The 1,170-nt window shown below is 39.4% G+C and carries 1 protein-coding gene and 1 pseudogene; one reads left to right on the top strand and one right to left on the bottom strand.

Features of this window, described 5'->3' with window-relative positions; all coding sequences use genetic code 11:
• On the bottom strand, positions 1 to 156 hold a 156-nt coding region (locus L5M11_RS23735; RefSeq protein WP_259573881.1), incomplete at its 3' end, for a transposase.
• A gap of 648 nt (positions 157 to 804) precedes the next feature.
• Here L5M11_RS23735 and L5M11_RS23730 point away from each other — a divergent pair.
• Positions 805 to 1,170: pseudogene (locus L5M11_RS23730) on the top strand (transposase); the annotation flags it as partial.

Here is a 1,170-nt window from a genome sequence, read left to right as displayed (position 1 = left end):
TTTAGGTAAATCTCGCCAAGGGATACCTGTTCTAAGGCGGTAAAGAATACCTTCGAATGTTTGTCTATGTTCAGGTTTGTCATAAACACGGCCTGTGCTTTTCATTAAATGAAATAGCTTTTCCCAGCGTGCATCGGTTAGCATAAGTCTTGGCATGGCTTGAGGTTATGGTTACTTTTGGCGAAGCAAATTATAACGTCTTGCCATGCTGTCTAAAAATTACTCTCGAAAGATCAACAGACCCTAGTATCACAATCACTATTTTATTCGTTTCAAAGCACCAATTACTTAGTGGTGACTTTTTATTTTATTGATTGTAATGATTTTTGTCGGTCGTTTAGGCTTTTTTGAAATCTTAGCAGGTATTGCTGACAATTATCAGTTTAGTGCTAAATCATACTTGTTAATTAGACTTGTAGTGTACAGATGAAATTGCAACTAAGACAAACTTTTGAGGAAGATGACTTGGAGTGATATGGATAATTAATAGAGGATTCTAATCGTTATCCTTTCATCAGACACACCGCTAAATCAACTCAACCAATCGCCAGTTTGGTTTCTGCGTATCGCAGTTTTTTCACCTTTGGATTCGCGAGGAAGTAGGCGAGCATCAGTGGGCCGAGGCTACCCATGAACACATGGATTAAGAAGCTATAGCGATTAAATGGCGATAACAATGCGTAAAGCGACTGATTTTTAAGAATGAGTCAGTGGTTAACAAACTTATCAATGTAGTGGCACACTAATTTTGGCCACCTAAATAGAGGTGATATTATTACCTCGTAGATGACTTTAGGTGAACACATGAGATCGACAACCAGAAAAACATTTAGTGCTGAATTCAAACTTGAAGCAGCCCAATTAGTCCTCGATAAAAACCATAGCATCATCGAAGCTGCAAAGGCGATGAACGTAGGTAAATCCACTATGGATAAATGGGTGAGACAGTTAAAACTAGAACGCCAGGGTGGCACACCAAAAGCATCTCCGATTACCCCTGAACAAATTGAAATCCGTGAGCTGAAGAAGCAAATAGCTCGTCTTGAGGAGCACAATCTTATCCTAAAAAAGGCTACCGCTCTCTTGATGTCAGACTCGATGAACAATTTACGCTAATCAGCGCACTCAAGCAGAGCCACTCTATTCTCACAATTTGTAATGCATTCAAAG

The organism is Shewanella sp. SM87 (genome assembly GCF_025653705.1).
Lineage (GTDB): Bacteria > Pseudomonadota > Gammaproteobacteria > Enterobacterales > Shewanellaceae > Shewanella > Shewanella oncorhynchi.
Note: the sequence above shows the minus strand (reverse complement) of the source record. Positions and strands in the feature narration are given on the sequence as shown.